The organism is Lamprobacter sp., from assembly GCF_034860625.1.
GTDB lineage: Bacteria > Pseudomonadota > Gammaproteobacteria > Chromatiales > Chromatiaceae > Lamprobacter.
The window spans coordinates 26,370-49,181 of record NZ_JAYESN010000024.1 but is presented as its reverse complement, the minus strand read 5'-3'; the positions used below and the strand labels follow the sequence as shown (position 1 = coordinate 49,181).

Here is a 22,812-nt window from a genome sequence, read left to right as displayed (position 1 = left end):
GCTCCTGCAGTCCACCTTCAAGCTTGCTAATGAATTCCGCATCAGAACGCGCACGACACGCCTCCCGATAATGCGCACCCACCGACGTACCAGACCGCAAGACCTGCTTGCCAATCACCTGCGCCTCAATCTTGTTCGGCAAAGCACCAAACACGCGAATAATCCGCAAAGCAAACGCCTTAGTCCGAACCTTCAAATTCAAAGGACCAGCCACATCCCTCATCCTTCCACCCTCATCCTTCATCCTTCATAATTACCAAGAAGGCGATCAACTCAAAGTCATCCAGCCCCTGAATCGTCGTGGTCAGCGCCGTAGTGCGGCCACCGGCAAAGGGGCCGATGTCGCGGGTGTCGTAGAAGGTCTCGATGTGTCGGCGCGAGCGGGCGATGGTGACCGCGTCGAGCAGCTCGAAGAAGTCGAAATCCAGGGTCTTGAGGATGCCGGCGGCGGTGCGTTGCTCCGGTGGGAGTTGCGACCAGCTGTTGAAGGCCTTCTGTGCTTGGCGAAAGATCTCTTCAACGCTGTTTTTGCTGCGCAGCTTGTCAGACAAGGCCTCGGATTGGCCTTCGTAGGCGAGCGCGAGCTGATTGCGCAGGTCGGTGAAGCGGTTGTTGACCGGGGTGGCAGAGAGCATCAGCACCTTGGTCTTGACGCCTTCGCGAATGACCTTGTTCATCAACTTCTGGTAGCGGGTCTCGCGATCCTTGTAGACCTCGTTGTTGCGGAAGTTGTGGGATTCGTCGATGACGACGAGATCGTAGTTGCCCCAGTTGACCCGGTTCAGCGGGATGCCGAAGGACTCACCGCGGGTGCGCGAGAGATCGGTATGGCAGAGAACGTCGTAGTTGAGGCGATCCTGGGCGAAGAGATTGGTCTTGAGGTTGGCGTTGAAGTTGCGCCAGTTGTCGGCGAGCTTCTTCGGGCAGAGGACCAAGACGGATTTGTTGCGCAGCTCGTAGTATTTGATGACGGCGAGTGCGGTGAAGGTCTTACCCAGGCCAACACTGTCAGCGAGAATGCAGCCGTTGTAGGTCTCGAGCTTGTTGATGATGCCGGTGGCGGCATCGCGCTGGAAGTTGAACAGCTTCTGCCAGACTAGGCTGTCTTGATAGCCGGTGCGATCGTTCGGCAGCACGTCCTCGTCGATGTCGTCGAGGAACTCGCGGAAGATGTTGTAGAGCATCAGGAGGTAGATGCGCTCGGGCGCATTCTCCTGATAGACCGATTCGATGTGGCTGCAGATCGCCTCGGTGACGTCGGCGAGTTGCTCGGGGTCGCGCCAGATCTGATCGAACAGCTGCAGGTAGCTGTTGGTGTGGGCGGCTTCGTCGAAGCGGTTGACGAAGTTGGAGATGGCATCGCCTTTCTGATAACCCAGATCGGTCAGGGTGAAGCCGGTCAGTGGCATGTAGGCGGCATTGCCGGCGTCCGTGCTGACATGGGCAAACGCCTGCATCGGCGCTTGCGTGCGGTTGGACTTGAAGCGGGCCTTGCGGCGAATCCACTCCGCACACTCGCGGGCGATGGCGCGCTGGGTGAGCTGGTTGCGCAGCTGGATCTCGAACGCGGTGCCGTAAAGGCTGGTTTCGCGGCTCAGCTTGGGGATGAAGAACTCGCGGCGTTCTTTGCGCAGGCGGTCGTCGGTGACCTCAGCGGCGACGAAGGTGGGCGCAGTGAAGATGAACTGCAGGCTGTCGATCTTGGACAGCTCGGTCTTCAGGGCCTCGAAGGCGTAGAGCGAGAAGCAGGAGGCGGCGATCTTCAACCGTGCGCCGGGCTGGAGGGTGTCTTGGAGATCGTCACCGAGCAGGGCGTTGGTGTTGTCGAGGAGCTTCATGCTGGGCGCTTTAAGAGAACAGCAAGAGACTCAAATACATAACGATTTAAGACTGGCCTGCATATCGGCTAGTAACCATGCACTGCATAGCCATTCTGGCTGCGCGGCTATGCCTTGAAGACGGACCGGGACAGATTGGACTTCGATGGTGTCGCCATCGCGAACGTGCGTGGCTCGGCCTAGGAGGGTCTCGGCTTTAGGAGCCTTCGCCCCGAAAGGATCGAGGCGTGTATTTAGTAGAGGTGGAGCCTAGAGGCTGCGGGGCGGGAGGTCGGATGCCAACGTCAGCAGGCGCGCCATCCTGAGCAAAGCAGCGCTGCTCGAATTGCGCGCACTTAAAGTGCCACGAAGTGACGCCAACCACTTTCACCATCCCCAGCCTCCATACGTTGACGCGACTACACCCTAGCCTTGCGCGTCCTGAATCGTCAGTGCGGCCGATGCTACGCCTGAGGGGGAACTGGAAGACTTGATCTGAGGCAACTGGTAAGCGGTTTTTGGGGGTGCCATCAGAACGTCGCTGCAGGGTCTCGACCCGTCATCTGCAAGGGCAAGACTGAGGTGCGACACGAAGGCGAGCCAACGATCTTCGTGGATCATCAGCGATGCTGCTTAGCGCAGGATAGGATAAGTTGAGGGGTAGCCATCCCAGGCAAGGGATCGGGTCAATAGTCAGTTTGACCACGAACGGCCTTGTGGGGATTTTTGGGGTCAAAACACCAAATCTGAGGAAAGATAAAACCCTTAATGGTTTGTTTTTAATGGTTTTATCGAAAATTGATTGGCGGAGAGGGTGGGATTCGAACCCACGGACGGGATTAACCGTCGCCGGTTTTCAAGACCGGTGCATTCAACCGCTCTGCCACCTCTCCAGTAGGAAATCGCCGATACTCTCATAGCGTCGCCGGCTGGCTAGCATAACCTAAACCCGTCCCGCTTGCGAGGGGCATATCAGCGCCGTCTGGCCTCAATCGTCTTCTCGATCGCCCCATCCGCTGCTTCGATGCGGAGCCAAGAGACCTTTTGGCCTGACGGAACTCGGGTCGGAAGCGCTGGCATTCAGTCCAATCGACTCGATGGCCGTCTTGTTTCCGCCGGAAAAGACCGCATTAGGCGTTGGATATCCATGCGCCACAGGGTGCAACAGGAAGCCAGTTCTGGGTATCCTTGTGCGTTAAGGCAACGCGGTTGAAACCTTCGACCCAGCTGACAGGTCGAAACCCCGCGACCGGATACCTGAATGTTAGACCGATAACCTGTTCGTTCCAGACGGAGAGAGTGCTGCTATGGCCAATCACAACCCCTTCCCATCGAATCAGTACGCGACGACGGCGCGTGCCGGCGCGGTGCTTGAGACCAACAAGGTCCTCAAGAACACCTACTTGCTGCTCGCCGCAACCCTCGGTTTCAGCGCCTTTACCGCCATGCTCTCGATGGCACTCGCGATGCCATCCTGGGTCTATATGGTCTCGGTGATCGGCGCCATGCTGCTCGGCGTGTTCGTGCTGCCCCGCACCGCGCAGTCGGCAAAAGGCGTCGGCGTCATCTTCGTGATCACTGGCATGCTGGGCTTCGGTCTCGGCTCGATTCTGAGCATGTACCTGGCCCTACCCAATGGCCCGAGCATCGTCGCCACGGCCTTCGGCGGCACGGCGGTGATCTTCCTTGGGCTGTCCGGCTACGCGCTCACCAGCAAGCGTGACTTCAGCTTCCTCGGCGGCTTCCTGTTCGCCGGCATGATGGTTGCCGTGGTCGCAATGATCGCCAACATCTTCCTCAATATGCCGGCCCTCGCGCTGGCCGTGTCTGCAGCAATCATCCTGTTGATGAGTGGCTTCATCCTCTTCGATACCAGCCGGATCAAGAGCGGCGCCGAAACCAACTACATCATGGCGACCTACGGGATCTACCTCTCGATCTTTAACATCTTCATCAGCCTGCTCCAGATCCTGGGTATCATGGGCGATGATTAAAGGCTAGCTCGCACAGTCGAATCGAGGATTTGATCACTCATCGACGATGTGGCTGACAAAACCCCGGCTTTGGCCGGGGTTTTTGTGAGTAACCCTCGCAAACGGGAGGCCCCATGGACCTGTTTCTCAAGATCGCCGTCGCCGGCGTCCTGGTCATGATGCTGTTCTTCCTCTGGCCGGCCTACAAGGCCTGGCAGGAGAACGGCCCTAAGGCAGAGAAAGGCGACTGGCAAGCCGTCATCTTGCCACTCGCCGGCGTTGTTGGTCTCGTCATCCTACTGATCATGTTGGTGCGCTAATTAGTGCGCCAATCACCAGGTAGGACGACGATACAGCTGCATCGCTCAATCAGCGACGACGCGCTTTGGCAAAGGCATCTGCCATCGTGCCAGCAACTGCCGTCGATTCCTCGCGCTCGGACTTCGACTTTGCGCGAGAGCGGCCACGCCCGGTCCCGGTCGCATCAAGGCTCTCAGCCACCGCACCCGCAGACGACCCCCGGCCACTAGCACCAGCACCTGGGGCGCCAGTCGCCTGCCGACCGCCAGCACTCGCTCCACCCTCCGCTTCCGGCGCATCACCCAAGCGCATGCTCAGCGACACCCGTTTGCGCGTCAGATCGACCTCCAGCACCTTCACTTTGACCAGCTGCCCGGTGCTCACGACCTCATAGGGGTCCTTGACGAATCGATCTGCCAGCCGCGAGATATGCACCAGACCATCCTGATGCACGCCCACATCGACAAAGGCGCCGAAGTTGGTGACATTAGTCACCGTGCCCTCCAGGACCATCCCCGGCCGCAGGTCAGATAGCGTCTCGACCCCCTCCATAAAACTCGCCGCCTTGAACTCCGGACGTGGATCACGCCCCGGCTTCTCCAGCTCCGCGAGGATGTCGCGCACCGTCGGCTCACCAAAACGCTCATCGGCAAACTGCGCCGGCTGCAAACGCCGCAATGCTGTGCGATCGCCGATCAACGCCCGAATGTCCCGCCCCAACTGCCCAAGGATGCGCCTGACAACCGGATAGGCCTCTGGATGCACCGCCGAGCCATCCAGCGGCTCATCGCCATCGTTGATGCGCAAAAAGCCCGCGCACTGCTGAAAGGTCTTTTCGCCCAAACGCGGCACCTTCTTCAACTGCGCACGGCTTCGGAAGGCGCCCTGCTCCTCACGGAATCGCACAACATTCTCAGCCAGCGTCTGTGTCAAGCCAGAGACCTGCGCCAGCAAAGGCACCGAAGCCGTGTTGAGATCGACTCCAACCGCATTGACACAATCCTCAACCACTGCATCTAGCGTCCGCGCGAGTCCAGACTGATTCACATCGTGCTGATACTGGCCAACCCCGATCGCCTTCGGCTCGATCTTCACTAACTCGGCCAGCGGGTCCTGCAGCCGGCGAGCGATCGACACCGCCCCCCGCAGCGAGACATCCAGCTCCGGCAGTTCACGCGACGCATACTCAGACGCCGAATACACAGAGGCCCCAGCCTCACTGACCACCAGCGATTGCAGACCCAGCTGCGGATGGCGACGGATCAGCTCGCGCGCCAACTTATCGGTCTCGCGCGAGGCGGTCCCATTCCCGATGCTGATCAGCTTGGCGCCATGGGTGGACGCCAGCTTGGCCAGCGCCGCAATCGAGGCATCCCACTGGTTCTTAGGTACATGCGGATACAGCGTGTCGGTGTCGACAACCCGACCAGTCGCATCCACCACCGCCACCTTGACACCCGTGCGCAGCCCTGGATCAAGCCCAATGGTGGGCAGCCGACCGGCCGGGGCCGCCAACAGCAGCGCTTTGAGGTTCTTCGCAAAGACCCGAATCGCCTCGATCTCGGCAGCCTCCAGCAGCCGATGCTTGAGGTCCAGATCCAGGCGTGTCATCAGCTTGATGCGCCACGTCTTGCGCACCGTCTCGATCAGCCAGGCATCGGCCGGCAGGCCCTCATCCCGGATACCGAAGCGCTGCGCGATGCGACCACGGAAGACAGCGTCCGGATTCTCGCCCTCGCCGGCCAGTAGCTCCAACGCCAGGATGCCCTGGTTGCGACCACGAAACAACGCTAGCGCACGATGTGATGGCACCTTCGCGATGGGCTCGCGATAGTCGAAATAATCAGCGAACTTGGCGCCCTCGGCCTCCTTGCCCTCGATCACTCGCGAAACCAAAATGCCAGCCTCCCATAACTGCTCGCGCAGCCGGCCAGCCAGTTCAGCATCCTCAGCGAAGCGCTCCATCAGGATCTGCCGCGCGCCCTCGAGCGCCGCCCCGACATCAACAACTCCTTTAACTACGTCGACATAGGCTGCAGCCTGCTGCTCCGGCGCCTGCGAGCGATCGACAAGCAAGGCATCCGCCAGCGGCTCAAGCCCAGCCTCACGCGCAATCTGCGCCTTCGTTCGCCGCTTCGGCTTGAATGGCAGATAGAGATCCTCGAGCCGCTGCTTGGTCTCGGCAGCCTCGATCTCGAGGCGCAGTGCCTCGCTCAGCTTGCCCTGCTCATCGATGCTGGCCAATACCGCGGCGCGGCGCTCCTCCAGCTCACGCAGATACACTAAGCGCTGCGCCAGATGGCGCAACTGAACATCGTCGAGTCCGCCGGTCGCCTCCTTTCGATAACGCGCGATGAATGGCACTGTGGCGCCATCGTCAAGCAGGTCGACAGCGGCCTGCACCTGCCGTGGATGACAACCAAGCTCTTGCGAGATAAGGGTAATAATCGCGCCCATGAATCTGTGTCACTGCTCCATTGATACCAACAAGGCCGAGTATTGTAGACAAAAGCCAGCTCCGATCTCGGATGGCCGTTAGCGGTCGAGGGTCCATCGATGGCGGCCAAGGAATCCTGGGATAAAAAGCCGGCCCCTCAGGACGCATGACGACCAACCTGACATCCGCCCTCAGGCACCGCCTGCAGCCAAGGCTGCACAGAGGGATTTAAACGCTGCGCTAGCAGCAACGCAATGTGCGCGCTTGCGCCTAAGGCCCACCATTCAAGCCCGAGCTGGGCCGCTGCCAGCGCCGACCCAACCAGCGCTGCATGCTCAAAGCCCCCGAGGCAGCGCAGTGCTGCATAAGGATCATTCAGCATCGCGGCATGACGCTTAAGGATACGGCTGATCGCTGCGTCGGTATCCTCGGGAGCCTGCGACTCCGCTAAGGGCGCAGTCCGCTGCGCATGGCACATCGATCGCGCGTCTCCACAGGATCGCCCGACCGCACCTGCCGTCTTCGGCAGCAGCCGCCACCAGGCCTGGTTGGTCGTGCTCGCACCGAGCCCTTGCCCCCGAGCCCAGATCAGAGTCACACCATCGAGCTTGGCGCGCTCAACGGCATGCCGCCCGGCACTCAGGGCCAAATCCAGCTGGTGGTCATCCATCGCGTCCCCCAGCCGGCTATCGGCCGTGCCAGCGCCTAGATCAAAGCGCTGAACCGCGGGATCAAATCCCGCCGGATCACGGCATCCGAGATCAAGCCTGACGGCCGTCATCACATCGGCTCGGTGCCCTGTTCCTGGCTCGGCCTGCCCTGCTTGCCCTGCCTGCTCTGCCTGCTCTGCCCACTCGGTCCGTCCCGTCCGTTCGACCTGCCGGGCCAGCGTCGCCAACGCGTCTAATCTGGACGACTGGCAAGACCCGATGCAGCACAGCATGCAGGGTGGTGACAGCGGTGACAGCAACGGCAAGGGTCGAGCGACGCCATGATCGGCCGTGATGGCGAGCAACCGACTGAGCCGAGCGCCTGCTTGGGCCACATGCCTGTGACGATGCATCGGTTCCGGCATCTGATCGTGCATCTGATCAGGCGCCGCAGGCACCGAGAGCCATTGCGGCCGACAGCCATCAGCCTTCATCATCGGCACTCAGCCGTTGAGCAGACCGCACCAGGCAATCTGGCATACCATAAGCATCATCGCTTAAGCACCAGCGCTTAAGCACCAGCGCTGCACCGATCAGCAGCCAACCAAACCCAGACATCACGGAGCCATGTTTCATGGAGCATCAACGCAGCATCCTGATCACCGGCTGCTCGAGTGGCATCGGACTCGCCTGCGCTAAAGGGCTGGCAACACGAGGCTGGCGGGTCATCGCCTCCGCACGCCAACCGGCGGATGTCGAACGCTTGCAGACCGAGGATGGACTGGAAGCGGTGCAACTCGATCTCAGCCGCTCGGAGAGTATTGCCAGCGGGCTGCGAGACGCCTTGGCGCTGACCGATCAACGCCTTGATGCCTTGTTTAATAACGGCGCCTATGGGCAGCCCGGAGCAGTCGAGGATCTGACCACCGAAACGTTGCGCGCGCAGTTCGAGACCAACTTCTTCGGCTGGCATGACCTGACTCGGCAGGTGATCCCATTGATGCGCGCTCAAGGCCAGGGGCGCATCGTGCAGAACAGCTCGGTGCTTGGCTTCGTTGCCCTGCCGTTCCGCGGTGCCTATGTCGCCAGCAAGTTCGCACTTGAGGGGCTGACCGACACCCTGCGCTTGGAGCTGCAAGGCAGCGGGATCGAGGTGGTGCTGATTGAGCCTGGCCCGATCCTGAGCCGCTTTAGGGATAACGCCTTCAGCGCCTATCAGCGCTCTATCGACCCAAGCAATAGCCAGCACGCCGAGACTTATCGGCTGATGGAGGAGCGACTGCAGAAGGAAGGGGCCGTACAGCCCTTTACGCTGACGCCCGCGGCGGTCTTGCATCAACTGGTGCGAGCGCTTGAGAGCCCGCGCCCAAAACCACGCTACTACGTAACCTTTCCAACCCATCTGCTTGGCACCCTGCGCCGCTTGTTACCAGACCGCAGCATGGACTGGGTCCTGCGGCGGGCCTCACGCGGCGGCCGCGGCTAGGTGAGTTCCTCGCTGGGTGCTAGGGCCGCTGCAAAGGGCGACCGCAGGGTGACCGGTTGGGCTTCGGTCTGCGCAAAGTAGCGAGCCAGGAAGGTATCGAAGTCACAGTCGTCAGCGGCCTCGATCTGCGCTTGCCGCTGGCGTGATTCATCAGCCAGACGCTGAAACAGCGCTAAAGACGCTGGGGCGAGCTCCCGCTGTTTGAGCCTGTCTCGATGTTGCTCGGTTAAGCGACCTGCAAACTCAGCAAAGCCTTCGCCCCTGGTCCGCATCTCAGCCAGCACGCGGGCCGATGGCGTCGCATCAGGCTCGGTCATCTTGAACTGCTGTGCCTTGAGTGCGGCACTCAACTCACCACCGATCCCGCCATCGATCAACACCGCCAAGGGCTCCATCGCGCTCAGCACCTGCTGCCCCCAATCTCGCAACGCGATCTGGCCATCGGCCCGCTGCAGCATCAGCCCTGGCTCGCGCCCGCGGTGCGCCGCAAGCACCTCGTTGGCATCAATCCAACGGCGCTCACGCGGTGAGATCGTCGGGCTCGGCAGCAGCAGGCAATAGAGCATGAACAAGGACAGGAAGTGCATCTGCTCAAGCTCGATCCCAAGCGGATCGAACAGATTGACATCCACCGAGCGCAGTTCGACATAGCGAATGCCACGCCGACGAAGCGCTAAGGTTGGGAACTCCATCCAGTCGGTGAGCTGTTTGGGGCGGACGGTGCTGTAGTACTCATTCTCGATCTGCAGCACATGGTCGTTCAGCTGCTCCCAACGCCCGTTCACCTTGACCCCAAGCGGCTCATAGTGCGGACAAGGGGTCCGAATCGCCCAAGTGAGGCTGCGCGTATAGGCGTCGAGGTTATCGTAATTGGCCTTGAGCCCAGTGCCCTCCTCTTGACGATTTTGGTAGCCGATATCCCCCATGCGCAACGAGGTTGCGAACGGAGAGTAGAGCGTGTTGGTATCGAACGCCTCAAGATCCGCATTCGCATCCTGGACAAAGCTCTTGCAGACCGCGGGCGAGGCGCCGAACAGATAGGGCACCATCCAGCCCAACCGCTGCAGGTTGCGCACCATGCCCATGTAGCCCAGATTACGCGCCCCAAGCACCGCTGCCGAATCAGAGGCAAACCCGGCGGAAACCCCACCAAAAAAGTCGGCCTGAGTCTGCTCCCAGAAGGCCTCCGGCAACGAAAAGTTGAAGTGCACCCCGGCGATGATCTGCATCACACGGCCATAGCGGTTACCCAGCCCGCGCCGATAGACGGTCTTCATTTGAGCGGCATTGGAGCGACCATACTGGGCGAGCGGAATCTCGGCACCCCCGTGGATCACACAAGGCATACTCCCCGCCCAGAGCCGCTCGTCACCGATATGCTGGTAGACGAAGAGATGCAGATCGCCCAGGAAATCGAGCACGGCCTGCGGATCGGACAATGCGGGCGTCACCAGCTCGACCAGCGCTTCAGAAAAGTCGGTGGTGATGTGCGGATGGGTCAAGGCGGAGCCCAGCACCGGTGGATGCGGCGTCAGCGCAACCCGCCCGTCAGGCGTCACGCGCAACGTCTCCTTCTCCAACCCCACCAACCCCTTGGTGACCAGCGCGCGGACTGCGGGATCAGACAGCATCTCCAGCCGCCGAGCGGGCAGCTCGGCAGTCAAGCGTTCTTCAGGTATCAAGGGACTCAGTCTCGCATCGCCGCACGCAGGCGCTCATCATCGCCTTGCAGCACGATGAGATCGGCCAAGATGCGAGCCGCCTCTTGGGTCAGGATGCGATCGATGACCTCCTGCTGCTTCTCGAGCGCATCCTCGTCGACCTCATCGGCGTCTTCGTCGACCGGCTCGATGCCTCGCGCGCGCAGGAAGGCGGCCTTCTTTCCTTTCAGCACCTGTTCACGTCGATCAGACTCGGCCCGTCGTTGGCTCGCGCTCAAGGAGACCTCATCCTGCGCCTCGATCTCGCTTAGGATACGTGCCTGATCAAACAGCATCCTGAAGCCATCATCCTTGAGGACGCGCCGCGCGGAGCGCTGTTTCAGGATATCGATATCAGGCACCGTCATCGCATCGAACCGCGCTGGCTGAATCTGGCTCCAGGGCAGTGCGTTGTCGAGAGAGCGCTCACCATGATCGACGCCCTGTAGGCCAAGCTCAAAGCGGATATCGGGCTCGACGCCCCTGAGCTGCGTACTTCCGCCGCTGATGCGGTAGAACTCGGCCATGGTCAGGCGCAAGCGGCCAAGCTGGGTATCGTCGCCCGGCACGTAGCGATCCAGATCAATCAGCGTCTGCACTGTCCCCTTGCCAAAGGTTGCCTCTCCAATGATGATGCCGCGGCCGTAGTCTTGGATGGCGCCGGCGAAGATTTCCGAGGCCGAGGCACTGTTGCGATCGACCAAGACCGCCAGCGGACCGGTGTAAAAGATGGCCGGGTCGGGATCGACCTCCACATCGACCTTACCAAACGAGTCCTTGACCTGAACCACAGGTCCCTCCTCGATAAACAGCCCTGTCAGCTCCAAGGCCTCGGTGAGCGAGCCGCCGCCATTCCCCCGCAGGTCGATGATCAGGGCGTCAACACCCTCTGCCTCAAGCTCCTTGATCAGGGCGCGGACGTCACGCGTGGTGCTCCGGAAATTACGCTGCCCTGCTGATTCGGCGCGGAAGTCGCGATAGAAGGCAGGCACCTCGATGACGCCAATGCGCAGCGAAGAGTCATGCTCGAGGCCGTCAATGATGAAGTGCTGCGCGGCCTGATCCTCCAGCTTGATCTCGTTGCGCACCAGCGAGACCTCACGCATGCGACCACCGGACAACTCCGACTTCGGGAGGGTCTGCAGCCGGACGACCGAGCCTTTCGGACCACGGATCTTATCCACGACATCCTGCAGCCGCCAGCCCACCACATCGACCATTTCGCCATCCAGCCCCTGGCCAACGCCGATGATCCGATCTCCCGTCTGGATCTGTCCTGACTGGCGCGCCGGGCCGCCTGGAATCGTCCGCTGAATCACGGTGTACTCGTTATCGGCCCGTAGTACCGCGCCGATGCCCTCGAGCGAGAGCCGCATGCTGATGTCGAAGTTCTCCGAGGTGCTCGGCGACATGTAGCTGGTATGCGGCTCCAGCGTCCGCGTGTAGGCGTTGACGAAGGCCTGATAGACGTCGTCGGGCGTGAACTGGTGGATACGCCTGGTGATGCCGGTGTAGCGCTCGCGGAGCTGCTGACGGATCTCCTCATCCGTTTTCTCGGCCAATTTGAGCAGTAGGTAATCGTTCTTCACCCGTTTGCGCCAGAGTTCGTTTAGCGCTGCTTCGCTGGTCGCCCAGTCGGCCTCATCACGTTTGAACAGATAGGTTTCGTTGCGGCTGAAATCGAACGGCTGCTGCAGTAACGAAAGCGCATAGTCGATGCGTGCATCGACCCGCATGCGGTAGACTCGGAAGATATCGAACGCGGTATCGATTTTGCCCTTCGCCAGGTCGGCATCCAGGCGATTCGCGGAGCGCCCAAAGCGTTCCACGTCACGCTCGAGAAAGAATAGCCGCCCGGGGTCGAGGTCGGTGAAATAGTTATCGATGACCTCTGCCGCAAAGGCGCCATTGAGCTTAAAGTCGCGATAGTGAAAACGCTCCAGCACCTTGTTGATCACCACCATGGTGCGTGCTTGGCGCTCATCCGGGAACAGCTCGGCGAGGCCAACTTCTTGGGTCTTGGCGACGGCACCAAAGGCGAGAAGCGCGATCAGGATTGCGGCGCTGAAGCGCATGGCGAGCGGCCACCAGGGTAAGCTGAACCGCTGATGCGTCGTCCGGCTCAGGCCCATCGCGAGTCGCCGTCCCAGAAGATCACCGATCCCATGCGAGGCCAAATGCAAGCCCACCGCCAATCCTAGCGAGCGACGATGTTGGCGGGCTTGGATCAAACCCTCTGTGGCAGTGGCGGTGTGAACGCGTCTTATGCTCATGATCTAGCGCTTATCGAATACGACGATGCTGTTAAAAAGAGAGTAGCGGCAGGGCGAGTCGAGATCAATCAAACAGACGTTGGATAAGCTCATACAGCCGACCCTGAGCCCTTGCCTTCAAGCACAGCCACAGGCCGCTAACAGCCGCCGAAGGGCCAACGAAGGCACTCTACCGCAGCCATATCAGACTGGCCATGCGTCCGCTAACGCCATCGCGACGGTACGAGAAGAACCGGTCGCGGTCAGAGTAGGTGCAGTCGCCGCAGCCGCTGACCGAGGCGACACCCAAGCCCTCAAGCCGTTGCCTGGCAAGCATGGCCAGATCGGCGAGCCAGCGACCCTTCACGCTCCGACGAAAGGCGACCGCCGCACCCGCATCGGTCTCGCAAAAGCAGGCACGCACCTCATCGCCGACCTCAAAATGCGCGGGGCCGATCGCAGGCCCCAGCCAAGCCTGCAACCGAGCCGCCGGCCGGTCCATGTGCTGCACTGTCGCCTCAATGACGCCGGCGGCTAGGCCGCGCCAGCCCGCATGCGCGCCAGCAACTACCGAGCCGACGTCATCACAGAGCAAGACCGGCAAGCAGTCTGCCGTCATCACCGCGCAGACCGCCCCGGGCCCGAACGCAACCATGGCATCCGCCTCTGGCACGGGCTGTGCGGCCAATCCGTGCTCATAGACAGAGACAGCACAGCCGTGAACCTGGTTCAGCCAAGTCGGCTCAACCGGTAGCGCCAACTGTTTGCACAGCAGCGCTCGGTTGCGCCGAACGGCAACCGGATCATCACCGACATGCGTAGCCAGGTTCAAACTGGCATAAGCACCGGCACTTACCCCGCCCTGGCGCGTCGTACTGGCCGCCCGCACCGGCGAAGGCTGGGTCCAAGCCGGCGTCAAAAACATGGTCATCCGACTTCAGCCTCCAGATCTTGTCGCAAGAGCCTGCAGAGCGCCGCGAGATCAGCGGCCATCGGGACCTGCCAGTGCATCGGCTCACCGCTGGCCGGATGGATCAAGCCAAGACCGATGGCATGCAAGGCCTGACGCGGAAAAGCACTCAGGGCACGGGTCCATTCAGGGCCTAGGGCATGGGTGCCAGAGCGCGTCCTGGCACCGTACAGCGGATCACCCACCAACGGATACCCTAGATGCGCCATGTGCACCCGAATCTGATGTGTGCGACCTGTCTGCAACTGCACCGCCACGAGGCTGTGTTGCCGATAACGCACCAGCACCCGATAGTCGCTCACCGCTGGCCGGCCACCGGTCACCACCGCCATCGCCGTGCGCCTTGTCGGGTGGCGACCGATTGGGGCATCAACCCGGCCACTGGCGCCGGGAGCCCCAACCACCAAGGCCCGATAATCGCGTTTAACGCTACGCGCCTTGAGCTGCGCGACCAGGGAGCGATGCGCGAGCAGGCTGCGCGCAACCACCATCAGCCCAGTCGTATCCTTATCCAGACGATGGACGATTCCACATCGGGGCAGTTCAGCAAGGCCCACATCATGGTGTAAGAGCGCGTTCTGTAGCGTTCCATCGGGATGACCAGCCGCTGGATGCACCACAAGACCGGCTGGCTTGTTCACCACCATCAGATGTTCGTCTTCAAACTCAATCTGCAGCGGAATCGGCTGCGGTAGACAATCATCAGTGCGCTCGAGCAATGGCTGCACCCGCACCTGCTCGGCACCCTGAACGCGATCTTTGGCTCGCAGCCTGCGCCCATCGATTGACACCCGCCCTTGCTCAATCCATGCCTGCAAGCGGCTGCGCGAGAACGCAGGCAACAGCTCGGCAAGCACCTGATCGAGCCGGCGGCCGGCGTGCTCAGGCTGCAAGCGCAGATGCTGCGTCTCGGCCTCTTCGCGCCGAGCCTGCTCTCGCCGCAGGGATTCGAGCTGGGGAGGCTCGAGCCGGCTAAAGGCTTGGGGTGGTTCTGTGACAGTCACGACGATTCAGTATACTGGCGAGATTGTGGCGCCGACGACAGTCTCGGCGATTATCGGCAGGCATTTTCATGATCCGCACCCTAGTCATCATCCTCATCGCCGTTGCCCTCTTGAGCGGCTGCGGCATCCTCGGCAAGGAATTCGACGAGACCGAGGGCTGGTCGGCCAACGAGCTTTATAGCAAGGCGGCACGCGAACTCGACGCCGCGAATTACAAACGTGCCATCGAGCTCTACAAGAAGCTCGAGGCCCGCTATCCATTCGGCCGCTATGCGATGCAGGGCCAGCTCGATATCGCTTACGCCTATTACAAAGGCGATGAGCCGGAGCAGGCGATCGCCGCTGCAGACCGTTTCATCAAGCTCTACCCGCAGAACCCCTTCGTCGACTACGCCTACTATCTCAAAGGCATCGTCAACTACAACCGCAGCATCGGCTTCCTAGATCGCTTCGTACCCATCGATACCGCCCAGCGCGACCCAGGCTCAGCGCTCGACGCCTTTAACGACTTCGCCGAACTGGTGCGCCTCTACCCAGACAGCAAATATGCCGCTGATGCACGCCAACGAATGTTACACCTGCGTAATAATCTGGCCGAAGGCGAGCTGCACGTCGCCCGCTACTACCTCGCGCGAGGCGCTTATGTCGCCGCGGTCGCCCGAGCCCAATATGTCGTCGAACGCTTTCAGCGCACCACCGCCGTCGAAGAAGCCTTAGAGCTGATGATCGAGGGCTATCAGCGGCTTGGCAAAGAAGATCTCGCCACTGACGCGCGCCGCGTACTGGTGATGAATCGAGAGGCAGGGCGCTTTATCAGCGCTGATCCAGAGCCCGAGGAGATCAGTCTCGCGCGGCGCGTCTGGGACTATCTGAGTCTGGACGAGAACTGAATCCCCGCCCTTTGGAGCCACAGCCGACCCGAGGGTCGGCACAGTCTACTCTCAGCACCGTTTTAGCCAGCCCGGTTTTCGCTAGCAGGGTTTCAACGCCAGCAGCGCCTCTCAAGACCGAGGGCCAAGACCCCAAGCCCTGGTTGATTAAATCGCCGCCTCGTTCTCTTCGCCGGTGCGGATGCGCACGACACGATCAACCGGGCTGACAAAGATCTTGCCGTCGCCGATCTTGCCGGTGCGGGCAGCCTTGGTGATGGCTTCCACGCAGACGTCGAGCTGGTCGTCGGCAACCACGAGCTCGACCTTCACCTTAGGCAAGAAATCGACCACGTACTCGGCACCGCGATAGAGCTCGGTGTGGCCCTTCTGACGGCCGAAGCCCTTGACTTCAATCGCGGTCATCCCGGTGATGCCGGCTTGCGACAGCGCCTCGCGGACGTCGTCGAGCTTAAAGGGCTTGATGATGGCTTCGACCTTCTTCATGCGAATCTCCTTTCAACCTCTCGGCTGGTTAACGAGTGAGTATAAGAGTCTGTCCGGGGATTGACCATCCCGAATCGCCTGGGTTCTCGGAGCCCGACAAGACCTTACAGCGATCATGAGGCCCTGTCGGCCATTGCCCTTGATGAGATTAGCGTCGCAGGGCTTCGGCAACACCGCGTCCTAGCCCTGCCGGCGAGCGCAGGATGTGCACGCCTGCCGCCTGCAGTGCCGCATATTTGGCCTCAGCGGTCCCACCGCTTGCGCTGACGATAGCGCCGGCATGGCCCATGCGCTTACCGGGGGGCGCGGTCACGCCAGCAATATACGCCACCACGGGCTTCGTCATCCGCCGCTGCACAAAGGTCGCTGCCGCCTCCTCGGCTCCGCCGCCGATCTCACCGACCATCAGCACCGCATCGGTGTCTGGATCGTTTTCGAACATCGCCAGACAATCCACAAAGTCGAGGCCATGGATCGGGTCGCCGCCAATACCGATGCAGGTACTCTGCCCCAGCCCCTCGGCGGAGGTTTGCTCCACCGCCTCGTAGGTCAGCGTACCGGAACGCGATACGATACCAACCCGGCCCGGCCTGTGGATGGCGCCCGGCATGATCCCGATCTTGCAGGCACCAGGGGTGATGATACCCGGACAGTTCGGCCCGATCAGTACCGCTTCGCGGCACGTCAATGCCGCTTTCACCTTGAGCATATCCAACACCGGGATGCCCTCGGTGATACAAACGATCACCTGGATACCCGCATCGGCTGCCTCCAAGATCGCATCGGCGGCATAGGCCGCTGGCACATAGATCATGGTCGCATCAGCCCCGGTCTCGCGAACCGCAGCCTGCACCGTATCGAACACCGGCAACCCGAGATGCCGCTGCCCGCCCTTGCCCGGGGTGACGCCGCCAACCATCTGGGTGCCATAGGCCATGGCCTGCTCACTATGGAAGGTGCCTTGTCGACCGGTAAAGCCTTGACAGATCACTCGCGTCGTCGCATCAACGAGCACACTCATGACTGACCTCCGGCGCCACCTCGGCTCTGGGTCGCGGCAGCCGCAGCAACGACCTGATTGGCGGCATCCGTCAGCGTCGCCGCCGTCTCGATGGCGAGCTTGCTTTGCCTGAGCCGCTCGAGTCCCAGCTCGGCATTGGTGCCCTCCAAGCGGACCACCACGGGGACATTCACGCCAACCCCCTGCACCGCCTCAAGGATACCCTCCGCAATCAGATCACAGCGCACGATACCGCCGAAGATGTTGACCAGCACCGCGGCCACCTTCTCATCGCTTAGGACGAGTTTGAAGGCGCGCGCAACACGATCAGCGGTGGCACCTCCGCCAACATCGAGGAAATTGGCTGGCGAGCCGCCATGCAAGGCAATCAGGTCCATGGTCGCCATCGCCAGTCCAGCCCCATTGACCATGCAGCCGATGTCCCCATCAAGGCTGATGTAGCTGAGCCCCTCGGCGCGGGCCGCGACCTCGCGTGCGTCTTCTTGGCTGGGGTCGTGCAGCGCGGCCAGTGCTGGATGCCGGTAAAGCGCGTTATCGTCAAGCTCGACCTTGGCATCGAGCGCGATCAGCTCGCCATCGGCGGTGACCACCAGCGGGTTGATCTCGACCAGACTGGCATCGCACTCCACGAAGAGTTGGTAGAGGTTGCCCAAGAGCTTGTCGAAGGCGAGTTGCTGATCGGGCGTCAAACCGAAAAACAGGCCAATGTGCCGGCTCTGCCAGGGTCGCAGCCCAAACACGGGCTCGATGCGAGAGACCAGAAGCGCATCTGGGTTGTTGGCCGCGACCTGCTCGATCTCCATACCACCAGCGGCTGAGGCCATGATGAGGATACGCTCAGCGGCGCGATCCACCAACAACGCCAAATAGAACTCACGCTCAACCTGAACTGGCCTTTCCAAGAGCAGGCGGGACACCGGAAGCCCCTGCGGGCTGGTCTGCGCCGTCACCAACGGACGCCCCAGGAGCCCTTGGGTTGCGGCTTCAAGCTCGGCAACCGATCCGCAACGCCGCACGCCGCCGGCCTTGCCACGACCGCCCGCGTGCACCTGCGCCTTCAGCATCATGGGCAGGCCAAGTGTGGTCGATGCCGCTCGCGCTTGGTCCAGCGTTTTGACGACGCTCGACTCAGGCACGGGGACACCAAATTGGGCAAACAGCTGTTTAGCTTGAAACTCGTGTAGATTCATCGACACTCGATCGAACAGTCGGCATGGCCCGAGCGTTCACAGCGGCGCCGGCATGAGCGCAGGCTGACGCATGGGATGATCGCCTATTCTGCGGGATTCTCGGGCAACGACCAAGTGCCATGTCCCGCAGACCCCATCAACCACCGCCGAGAAGAGCGCAGCCATGCCACTTCGCCTCTCCCGCAAGCAGAGCTGCCAAGGTGCTGCACAACGGCTCAGGCCCCGTTTCGATGGACGCGATCACCTGTCCTGGCTGTTTCTCTCGCGGCTGCTGCTGGTGCTGGTCTTGCTCTTAGCGCTTTCGTTCGCCGATACCACGAGTTGGCTACCCCAGGTTGCCGATCGCTGGAGTGCGCACCGTCTGCTGCTGCTGCAGGCCACATTGATCTTGCTCAGCGGCCTCATGATCATCGCCGGCTGGCCCCGGCGCGACCAACAAGCCCAGTTAGCCGTCTACTTGGATATCGCCTTCGCCATCTTCCTGATCCATTTGAGCGGCGGAATCGCAGCTGGATTTGGGCTGCTGCCAGCCGTTGCGGTCATCTGGGGCGCCATCCTGCTCGAAGGGCGTCAATCGCTGTTGTTCGCCGCCCTTGCCTCGCTCGGGGTCATCAGCCAACAGCTCTACGCCGACCTGTACCTGGAAACCTCTGAAGGCAGCTATTTCGAGGCCGGTCTGCTCGGCCTCGTCTTCTTCTCGGTAGCCGCGCTGGCGCATCTGCTGTCACAGCGCCTGCACGCCACCGAGAAACTTGCCGCAAGGCGTCAATTGGACATCGCCGACCTCTCTAAGCTCAATGAATCGGTGATCCAGCAGCTCAGCACGGGCGTCTTGGTGATTGACGGTGAGCGCCGTATCCGACTCCTCAATGCAGCTGCGCAACGCATGCTCCATGATGTCCGCGCGCGGCCTGGGGTCGAGCTCAAACGGGTCGCGCCCAGGCTATTCAACTGGTTCGAGCGCAGCCTTGCTGGCGAGACCGTGTACGGCCTCAGCTTGCGCCTGTGGCAGCGGGATCTGCGCCCCTCATTGCAGCTCCTCGGCGTCAACCGCCCACATGGCGCCCTCATCTATTTGCAGGACGAGCAGGAACTGCTGCGTCAAGCCCAGGAGGTCAATCTGGCGTCCCTTGGACGGCTCTCGGCAAGCATCGCTCACAATATCCGCAACCCGCTCTCGGCGGTCACTCACGCGAGCCAACTGCTGGCAGAATCCCCGCATCTGGGAGCGGAAGATCAGACCTTGCTCGAGATCATCCGCCGCAATGCCGACCGCCTGGATGAGATCGTCAACAGCGTGCTCGAGCTGTCTCACCGGCATCGGGCTGAGCTGCGCCGCATCCTGCTCAATCACTGGCTGGCGCAGGCCTGCGACGAATACCGCGAGCAGCACCAGCTCTCTGACCAAGCGCTGACATTCGCGCTGCCCGAGGTGGACTGTTGGGTCAAGGCCGATCCGCGTCATCTGCGCCAGATCCTCAACAATCTCTGCGACAATGCACGCGAACATGGCAAAGACCGAGAGGGGCACTGCCGCATGCACTGGAGCCTCGAACAAGACGCAGACGCCAAGACGGTCGTGATGCGTCTTTGCGATCAGGGACCAGGTGTTCCCAGCGAGCAGCGCCAGACCATCTTCGAGCCCTTTTTCACCACCGCGGCCAGCGGCAACGGGCTCGGACTCTTCGCCGCGCAGGCGCTAGCCGAAGCCATTGGTGTGCGGCTGGAGTATAGTGATCGCCCACAAGGCGGCAGCTGCTTCAGTCTGATCTTCGAGCGCTGATTCGGATCATCAGCTTCGGTCCATCAGCTACAGTCATGAGCAAGGCGTATCTCCTCATCGTCGACGACGAGCCAGACATCCTTGAGCTGGTCACCATCACCTGCGCGCGCATCGGTATCGGCACGCAACGCGCGCAAACGCTTGCCGAGGCCTACCATCACCTGGAGCATGACACCTTCGACCTCTGTCTGACCGACATGCGCCTGCCGGACGGCGATGGCATCGATCTGGTGCGGCGAATCAGCAAACAGCACCCAAGCCTGCCCGTGGCCATGCTCACCGCCTACGGCAACATGGATTCCGCGGTGTCGGCAATGAAGGCCGGGGCCTTCGACTTCGTCTCCAAGCCGGTTGATCTGCAAGTCTTGCGCAACCTGATTGGAGCCGCACTGAGGCTAGGCAGATCTCAGCCGTCGACAACACCCCTGCGGCCGGAACAGGCGTTGATCGGCGACTCTGCTGCGATTCGCGAGACGCGAGCCTTGATCGCCAAGCTGGCGCGCAACCAAGCGCCAGTCTTCATCACCGGCGAGAGCGGTACCGGCAAGGAGCTCGCCGCCCGATTGATCCATCATCAGGGGCCGCGGCATGAGCATCCTTTCGTGCCGGTCAATTGTGGTGCCATTCCCGCCGATCTGATGGAGAGCGAGCTATTTGGCCATCGCAAAGGCAGTTTCACTGGCGCCCTGAGCGACAAGGCCGGGCTGTTCCAGGCCGCCGATGGCGGAACCCTGTTCCTCGATGAGATCGCCGATCTGCCGCTGCCGATGCAGGTCAAGCTGCTGCGCGCGATTCAACAGAAAAGCGTGCGGCCCGTCGGCAGCGAAACCGAGGTCGAGGTCGACGTGCGCATCATCAGCGCCAGTCACCGCAACCTTGAGGTGGAGGTCGAACGCGGCAACTTCCGCCGCGACCTCTTTTACCGCATCGATGTCATCGAACTCCTGATGCCATCGCTTCGCAGCCGCCCAGAGGATATTCCGCTGCTCGCAGATCAGATCCTCAGCCAGATCGCCGAGACCGGAAAGACCGCCAACAAGCATCTGAGCGAGGCCGCCTTGAAACGACTCGCGGAGCATTCATTCCCCGGTAATGTGCGAGAGCTTCAGAACCTGCTCGAGCGCGCCTCGGCACTCGCTGACGACGCCGAGCTCGGACCCGAGGACCTGCACCTGCCGGCAGCCCGACCTGCCGACACCGATCGGCGACCGCTCGGAGACCAGCTCGACGAGATCGAGCGACACGCCATCCTCGAAGCCCTGGATGCAACGCACTGGAAGCAAACACCCGCCGCCCGGCAATTGGGCATGACGCCGCGCTCGCTGCGCTATCGACTGAGCAAGCTAGGTCTACCCTAGACCGATTTGACCCTTTAGGAATCCACATCGCGATGGCATCCCGAACAACAGCATCGGCGGGCGACTTGGTCCCTGCCGACGCCTTGAACAGCGAAGGGGCTGAGCCCTTGCTTGAACACACAACGGAAGACCCTTTCTTAGACTGGTTCCGCCATTGCACCCCTTATATCCACGCCCATCGCGGACGCACCTTTGTCATCGCGTTCGGTGGCGAGGCGCTCAATGATGCCCGCCTGCCAGAGCTGGTGCACGACATCGCGCTCCTGCATGGGCTCGGTATCCGACTGGTCTTGGTCCACGGCGCGCGGCCGCAGATCGAGCGCCGGCTCGCCGAGCGCGGCATCGCCTTCCAATATGTCAACGGACTGCGCGTCACCGACAACGCCGCCCTGGCCTGCGTCAAGGAGGCGACCGGAGCGGCGCGGGTCGAGATCGAAGCCTTGCTCTCGTTCGGCCTCGCCAACTCACCCATGGCCGGGGTGCGCATCCCAGTGGCCTCGGGCAATTTTGTCTTTGCCCGACCGATCGGCGTGCTCAACGGCACCGACTATCAGCACACCGGCGCGGTACGCCGCATCGACGCTGTCTCGCTGGCCCAGCGGCTCGATCAGGGCGCCGTCGCACTGATTCCGCCGATCGGCTACTCGCCGACCGGCGAAGTCTTCAACCTCACCGCCGCCGATGTCGCCCGCGCCGTGGCCATCGCGCTTGAGGCTGACAAGTTGATCTTCCTGGTCGAAGGCGAGGGCCTGCAAGACAGACGCCCCACCACGACCCAACCCGAACCCGCAACCCAGGCGCGCCGTATACGTTCCCATCTGCTTGGGGCCGAGGTGGCCGCCCTGCTCGCCGAAGACAAAGCTATCGGCGAAGACCTCGGCCAAGCACTGCGCGCAGGGGCCGAGGCCTGCGCGCACGGCATTGCCCGCGTTCACCTGGTTGGCCGCAACGACCCTTCCGCGCTATTACGCGAACTGTTTACCCGCGATGGCGCCGGCACCCTGATGACCGGCGAGCCCTACGAGCGGCTGCGCGCCGCCCAAAGCACCGACATCCCTGGCATCCGCAAGCTCCTCGAACCGATGGAGCGCGCCGGCATCCTGGTGCCGCGCTCAGCGGAAGAGCTTGAGCTGGTCATCGATCGTTTTCAGGTCACCGAGTTGGATGGCGCCATCATCGCCTGCGCCTCGCTCATCGGCTTTCCGCAGGCCGGGATCGGCGAACTCGCCTGCGTTGCCGTGCACCCCGCCTATCGCGCCCAAGGACGCGGCGATCGGCTGCTCGCCCACATGGAGGCGCAAGCGCGCGCGCAGGCTCTTGAGCGGCTGTTCGTGCTCACCACACAGACCGCGCACTGGTTCCGCGAGCGCGGCTTCCTGCCCGGCAGCGTCGAAGATCTGCCGGAGGAACGTCGTCGCCAGTACAACGAAGCCCGCAACTCACAGGTCTATATCAAGTGTCTCCAAACACAGCGCTGAGACTGTCGGTCTCCATC

General features: G+C 61.8%; 17 protein-coding genes, 1 tRNA gene and 1 pseudogene. 7 read left to right on the top strand and 12 right to left on the bottom strand.

What is annotated here, in order from left to right; translation table 11 throughout:
• Nucleotides 1-10: 10 nt before the first annotated feature.
• The 3 genes and pseudogenes from VBE63_RS08680 to VBE63_RS08670 all read right to left on the bottom strand — a co-directional run.
• A pseudogene (locus VBE63_RS08680) lies at nt 11-223 on the bottom strand (four helix bundle protein); the annotation flags it as partial.
• Nucleotides 224-233: 10 nt separating this feature from the next.
• Nucleotides 234-1,838 (bottom strand): SNF2-related protein, encoded by a 1,605-nt coding sequence (locus VBE63_RS08675; protein WP_323682616.1) that lies wholly within the window; start codon nt 1,836-1,838, stop codon nt 234-236.
• A 782-nt stretch (nt 1,839-2,620) separates the two neighbouring features.
• Nucleotides 2,621-2,710, bottom strand: a tRNA-Ser gene (locus VBE63_RS08670).
• A gap of 414 nt (nt 2,711-3,124) precedes the next feature.
• Between VBE63_RS08670 and VBE63_RS08665 the strand changes: the two genes are divergently transcribed.
• Entirely contained in the window at nt 3,125-3,811 is a 687-nt protein-coding gene (locus VBE63_RS08665; RefSeq protein WP_323682615.1) for a Bax inhibitor-1/YccA family protein, read from the top strand.
• A gap of 113 nt (nt 3,812-3,924) precedes the next feature.
• Nucleotides 3,925-4,110 (top strand): hypothetical protein, encoded by a 186-nt coding sequence (locus tag VBE63_RS08660; protein ID WP_323682614.1) that lies wholly within the window; start codon nt 3,925-3,927, stop codon nt 4,108-4,110.
• Between the two features lie 49 nt (nt 4,111-4,159).
• Here VBE63_RS08660 and VBE63_RS08655 read toward each other — a convergent pair whose 3' ends face one another.
• Together VBE63_RS08655 and VBE63_RS08650 are read right to left on the bottom strand one after the other, a co-directional pair.
• Nucleotides 4,160-6,547, bottom strand: a complete 2,388-nt coding sequence (locus tag VBE63_RS08655; protein ID WP_323682613.1) for a Tex family protein — start codon at nt 6,545-6,547, stop codon at nt 4,160-4,162.
• 137 nt (nt 6,548-6,684) lie between these two features.
• On the bottom strand, nt 6,685-7,674 hold the full coding sequence (locus tag VBE63_RS08650; protein ID WP_323682612.1) for a nicotinate-nucleotide--dimethylbenzimidazole phosphoribosyltransferase: 990 nt from the start codon (nt 7,672-7,674) through the stop codon (nt 6,685-6,687).
• Nucleotides 7,675-7,811: 137 nt separating this feature from the next.
• Between VBE63_RS08650 and VBE63_RS08645 the strand changes: the two genes are divergently transcribed.
• A complete protein-coding gene (locus VBE63_RS08645) occupies nt 7,812-8,663 on the top strand; it encodes an SDR family oxidoreductase (RefSeq protein ID WP_323682611.1) in 852 nt (283 codons plus the stop codon).
• On the opposite strand, the gene gshA is transcribed toward VBE63_RS08645, so the two are convergent.
• The 4 genes from gshA to rluD form a co-directional block, all read right to left on the bottom strand.
• A complete protein-coding gene (gshA, locus tag VBE63_RS08640) occupies nt 8,660-10,294 on the bottom strand; it encodes a glutamate--cysteine ligase (protein ID WP_323682632.1) in 1,635 nt (544 codons plus the stop codon). The two genes, VBE63_RS08645 and gshA, sit on opposite strands and share 4 nt — an antisense overlap.
• A gap of 56 nt (nt 10,295-10,350) precedes the next feature.
• Nucleotides 10,351-12,438, bottom strand: a complete 2,088-nt coding sequence (locus VBE63_RS08635) for a carboxy terminal-processing peptidase (RefSeq protein ID WP_416274528.1) — start codon at nt 12,436-12,438, stop codon at nt 10,351-10,353.
• Nucleotides 12,439-12,805: 367 nt separating this feature from the next.
• Nucleotides 12,806-13,546 carry a peptidoglycan editing factor PgeF gene (gene pgeF, locus VBE63_RS08630; RefSeq protein ID WP_323682609.1) on the bottom strand — a complete coding sequence of 247 codons (741 nt, stop codon included), beginning with the start codon at nt 13,544-13,546 and terminating at the stop codon, nt 12,806-12,808.
• Nucleotides 13,543-14,529, bottom strand: a complete 987-nt coding sequence (gene rluD, locus VBE63_RS08625) for a 23S rRNA pseudouridine(1911/1915/1917) synthase RluD (protein ID WP_416274527.1) — start codon at nt 14,527-14,529, stop codon at nt 13,543-13,545. The genes pgeF and rluD overlap by 4 nt, the downstream gene beginning before the upstream one ends.
• 128 nt (nt 14,530-14,657) lie before the next feature.
• Between rluD and VBE63_RS08620 the strand changes: the two genes are divergently transcribed.
• Nucleotides 14,658-15,479: an outer membrane protein assembly factor BamD gene (locus VBE63_RS08620; RefSeq protein ID WP_323682608.1), complete on the top strand. Its 822-nt coding sequence runs from the start codon at nt 14,658-14,660 to the stop codon at nt 15,477-15,479.
• Nucleotides 15,480-15,626: 147 nt separating this feature from the next.
• On the opposite strand, the gene VBE63_RS08615 is transcribed toward VBE63_RS08620, so the two are convergent.
• The 3 genes from VBE63_RS08615 to sucC form a co-directional block, all read right to left on the bottom strand.
• On the bottom strand, nt 15,627-15,965 hold the full coding sequence (locus VBE63_RS08615; RefSeq protein WP_323682607.1) for a P-II family nitrogen regulator: 339 nt from the start codon (nt 15,963-15,965) through the stop codon (nt 15,627-15,629).
• A gap of 148 nt (nt 15,966-16,113) precedes the next feature.
• Nucleotides 16,114-16,986 carry a succinate--CoA ligase subunit alpha gene (sucD, locus tag VBE63_RS08610; protein WP_323682606.1) on the bottom strand — a complete coding sequence of 291 codons (873 nt, stop codon included), beginning with the start codon at nt 16,984-16,986 and terminating at the stop codon, nt 16,114-16,116.
• Nucleotides 16,983-18,176, bottom strand: coding sequence for an ADP-forming succinate--CoA ligase subunit beta (gene sucC, locus VBE63_RS08605; RefSeq protein WP_323682605.1), 1,194 nt, complete (start codon nt 18,174-18,176; stop codon nt 16,983-16,985). Before sucC ends, sucD begins: the two co-directional genes overlap by 4 nt.
• Before the next feature lie 163 nt (nt 18,177-18,339).
• On the opposite strand from sucC, the gene VBE63_RS08600 reads away from it, so the two are divergent.
• Genes VBE63_RS08600 through argA form a run of 3 tightly spaced genes read left to right on the top strand, consistent with a single transcriptional unit; the run spans nt 18,340 to nt 22,795 of the window.
• Nucleotides 18,340-19,959 carry a sensor histidine kinase gene (locus VBE63_RS08600; RefSeq protein ID WP_323682604.1) on the top strand — a complete coding sequence of 540 codons (1,620 nt, stop codon included), beginning with the start codon at nt 18,340-18,342 and terminating at the stop codon, nt 19,957-19,959.
• Between the two features lie 35 nt (nt 19,960-19,994).
• Nucleotides 19,995-21,317, top strand: coding sequence for a sigma-54 dependent transcriptional regulator (locus VBE63_RS08595; RefSeq protein WP_323682603.1), 1,323 nt, complete (start codon nt 19,995-19,997; stop codon nt 21,315-21,317).
• A 32-nt stretch (nt 21,318-21,349) separates the two neighbouring features.
• The gene (gene argA, locus VBE63_RS08590) at nt 21,350-22,795 is read left to right on the top strand and encodes an amino-acid N-acetyltransferase (protein WP_323682602.1); all 1,446 of its coding nucleotides are present in this window, start codon (nt 21,350-21,352) and stop codon (nt 22,793-22,795) included.
• Nucleotides 22,796-22,812: the final 17 nt, after the last annotated feature.

Bases quoted from the DNA above. Each gene is read 5' to 3' on its own strand.
- gshA (WP_323682632.1), bottom strand. From the start codon at position 10,294: ATGCTGTCTGATCCCGCAGTCCGCGCGCTGGTCACCAAGGGGTTGGTG.
- VBE63_RS08645 (WP_323682611.1), top strand. From the start codon at position 7,812: ATGGAGCATCAACGCAGCATCCTGATCACCGGCTGCTCGAGTGGCATC.
- VBE63_RS08615 (WP_323682607.1), bottom strand. From the start codon at position 15,965: ATGAAGAAGGTCGAAGCCATCATCAAGCCCTTTAAGCTCGACGACGTC.
- VBE63_RS08600 (WP_323682604.1), top strand. From the start codon at position 18,340: ATGCCACTTCGCCTCTCCCGCAAGCAGAGCTGCCAAGGTGCTGCACAA.
- VBE63_RS08595 (WP_323682603.1), top strand. From the start codon at position 19,995: ATGAGCAAGGCGTATCTCCTCATCGTCGACGACGAGCCAGACATCCTT.
- argA (WP_323682602.1), top strand. From the start codon at position 21,350: ATGGCATCCCGAACAACAGCATCGGCGGGCGACTTGGTCCCTGCCGAC.
- VBE63_RS08635 (WP_416274528.1), bottom strand. From the start codon at position 12,438: ATGCGCTTCAGCGCCGCAATCCTGATCGCGCTTCTCGCCTTTGGTGCC.
- VBE63_RS08660 (WP_323682614.1), top strand. From the start codon at position 3,925: ATGGACCTGTTTCTCAAGATCGCCGTCGCCGGCGTCCTGGTCATGATG.
- VBE63_RS08620 (WP_323682608.1), top strand. From the start codon at position 14,658: ATGATCCGCACCCTAGTCATCATCCTCATCGCCGTTGCCCTCTTGAGC.
- sucD (WP_323682606.1), bottom strand. From the start codon at position 16,986: ATGAGTGTGCTCGTTGATGCGACGACGCGAGTGATCTGTCAAGGCTTT.
- VBE63_RS08650 (WP_323682612.1), bottom strand. From the start codon at position 7,674: ATGATGAAGGCTGATGGCTGTCGGCCGCAATGGCTCTCGGTGCCTGCG.
- VBE63_RS08675 (WP_323682616.1), bottom strand. From the start codon at position 1,838: ATGAAGCTCCTCGACAACACCAACGCCCTGCTCGGTGACGATCTCCAA.
- sucC (WP_323682605.1), bottom strand. From the start codon at position 18,176: ATGAATCTACACGAGTTTCAAGCTAAACAGCTGTTTGCCCAATTTGGT.
- VBE63_RS08665 (WP_323682615.1), top strand. From the start codon at position 3,125: ATGGCCAATCACAACCCCTTCCCATCGAATCAGTACGCGACGACGGCG.
- VBE63_RS08655 (WP_323682613.1), bottom strand. From the start codon at position 6,547: ATGGGCGCGATTATTACCCTTATCTCGCAAGAGCTTGGTTGTCATCCA.
- pgeF (WP_323682609.1), bottom strand. From the start codon at position 13,546: ATGACCATGTTTTTGACGCCGGCTTGGACCCAGCCTTCGCCGGTGCGG.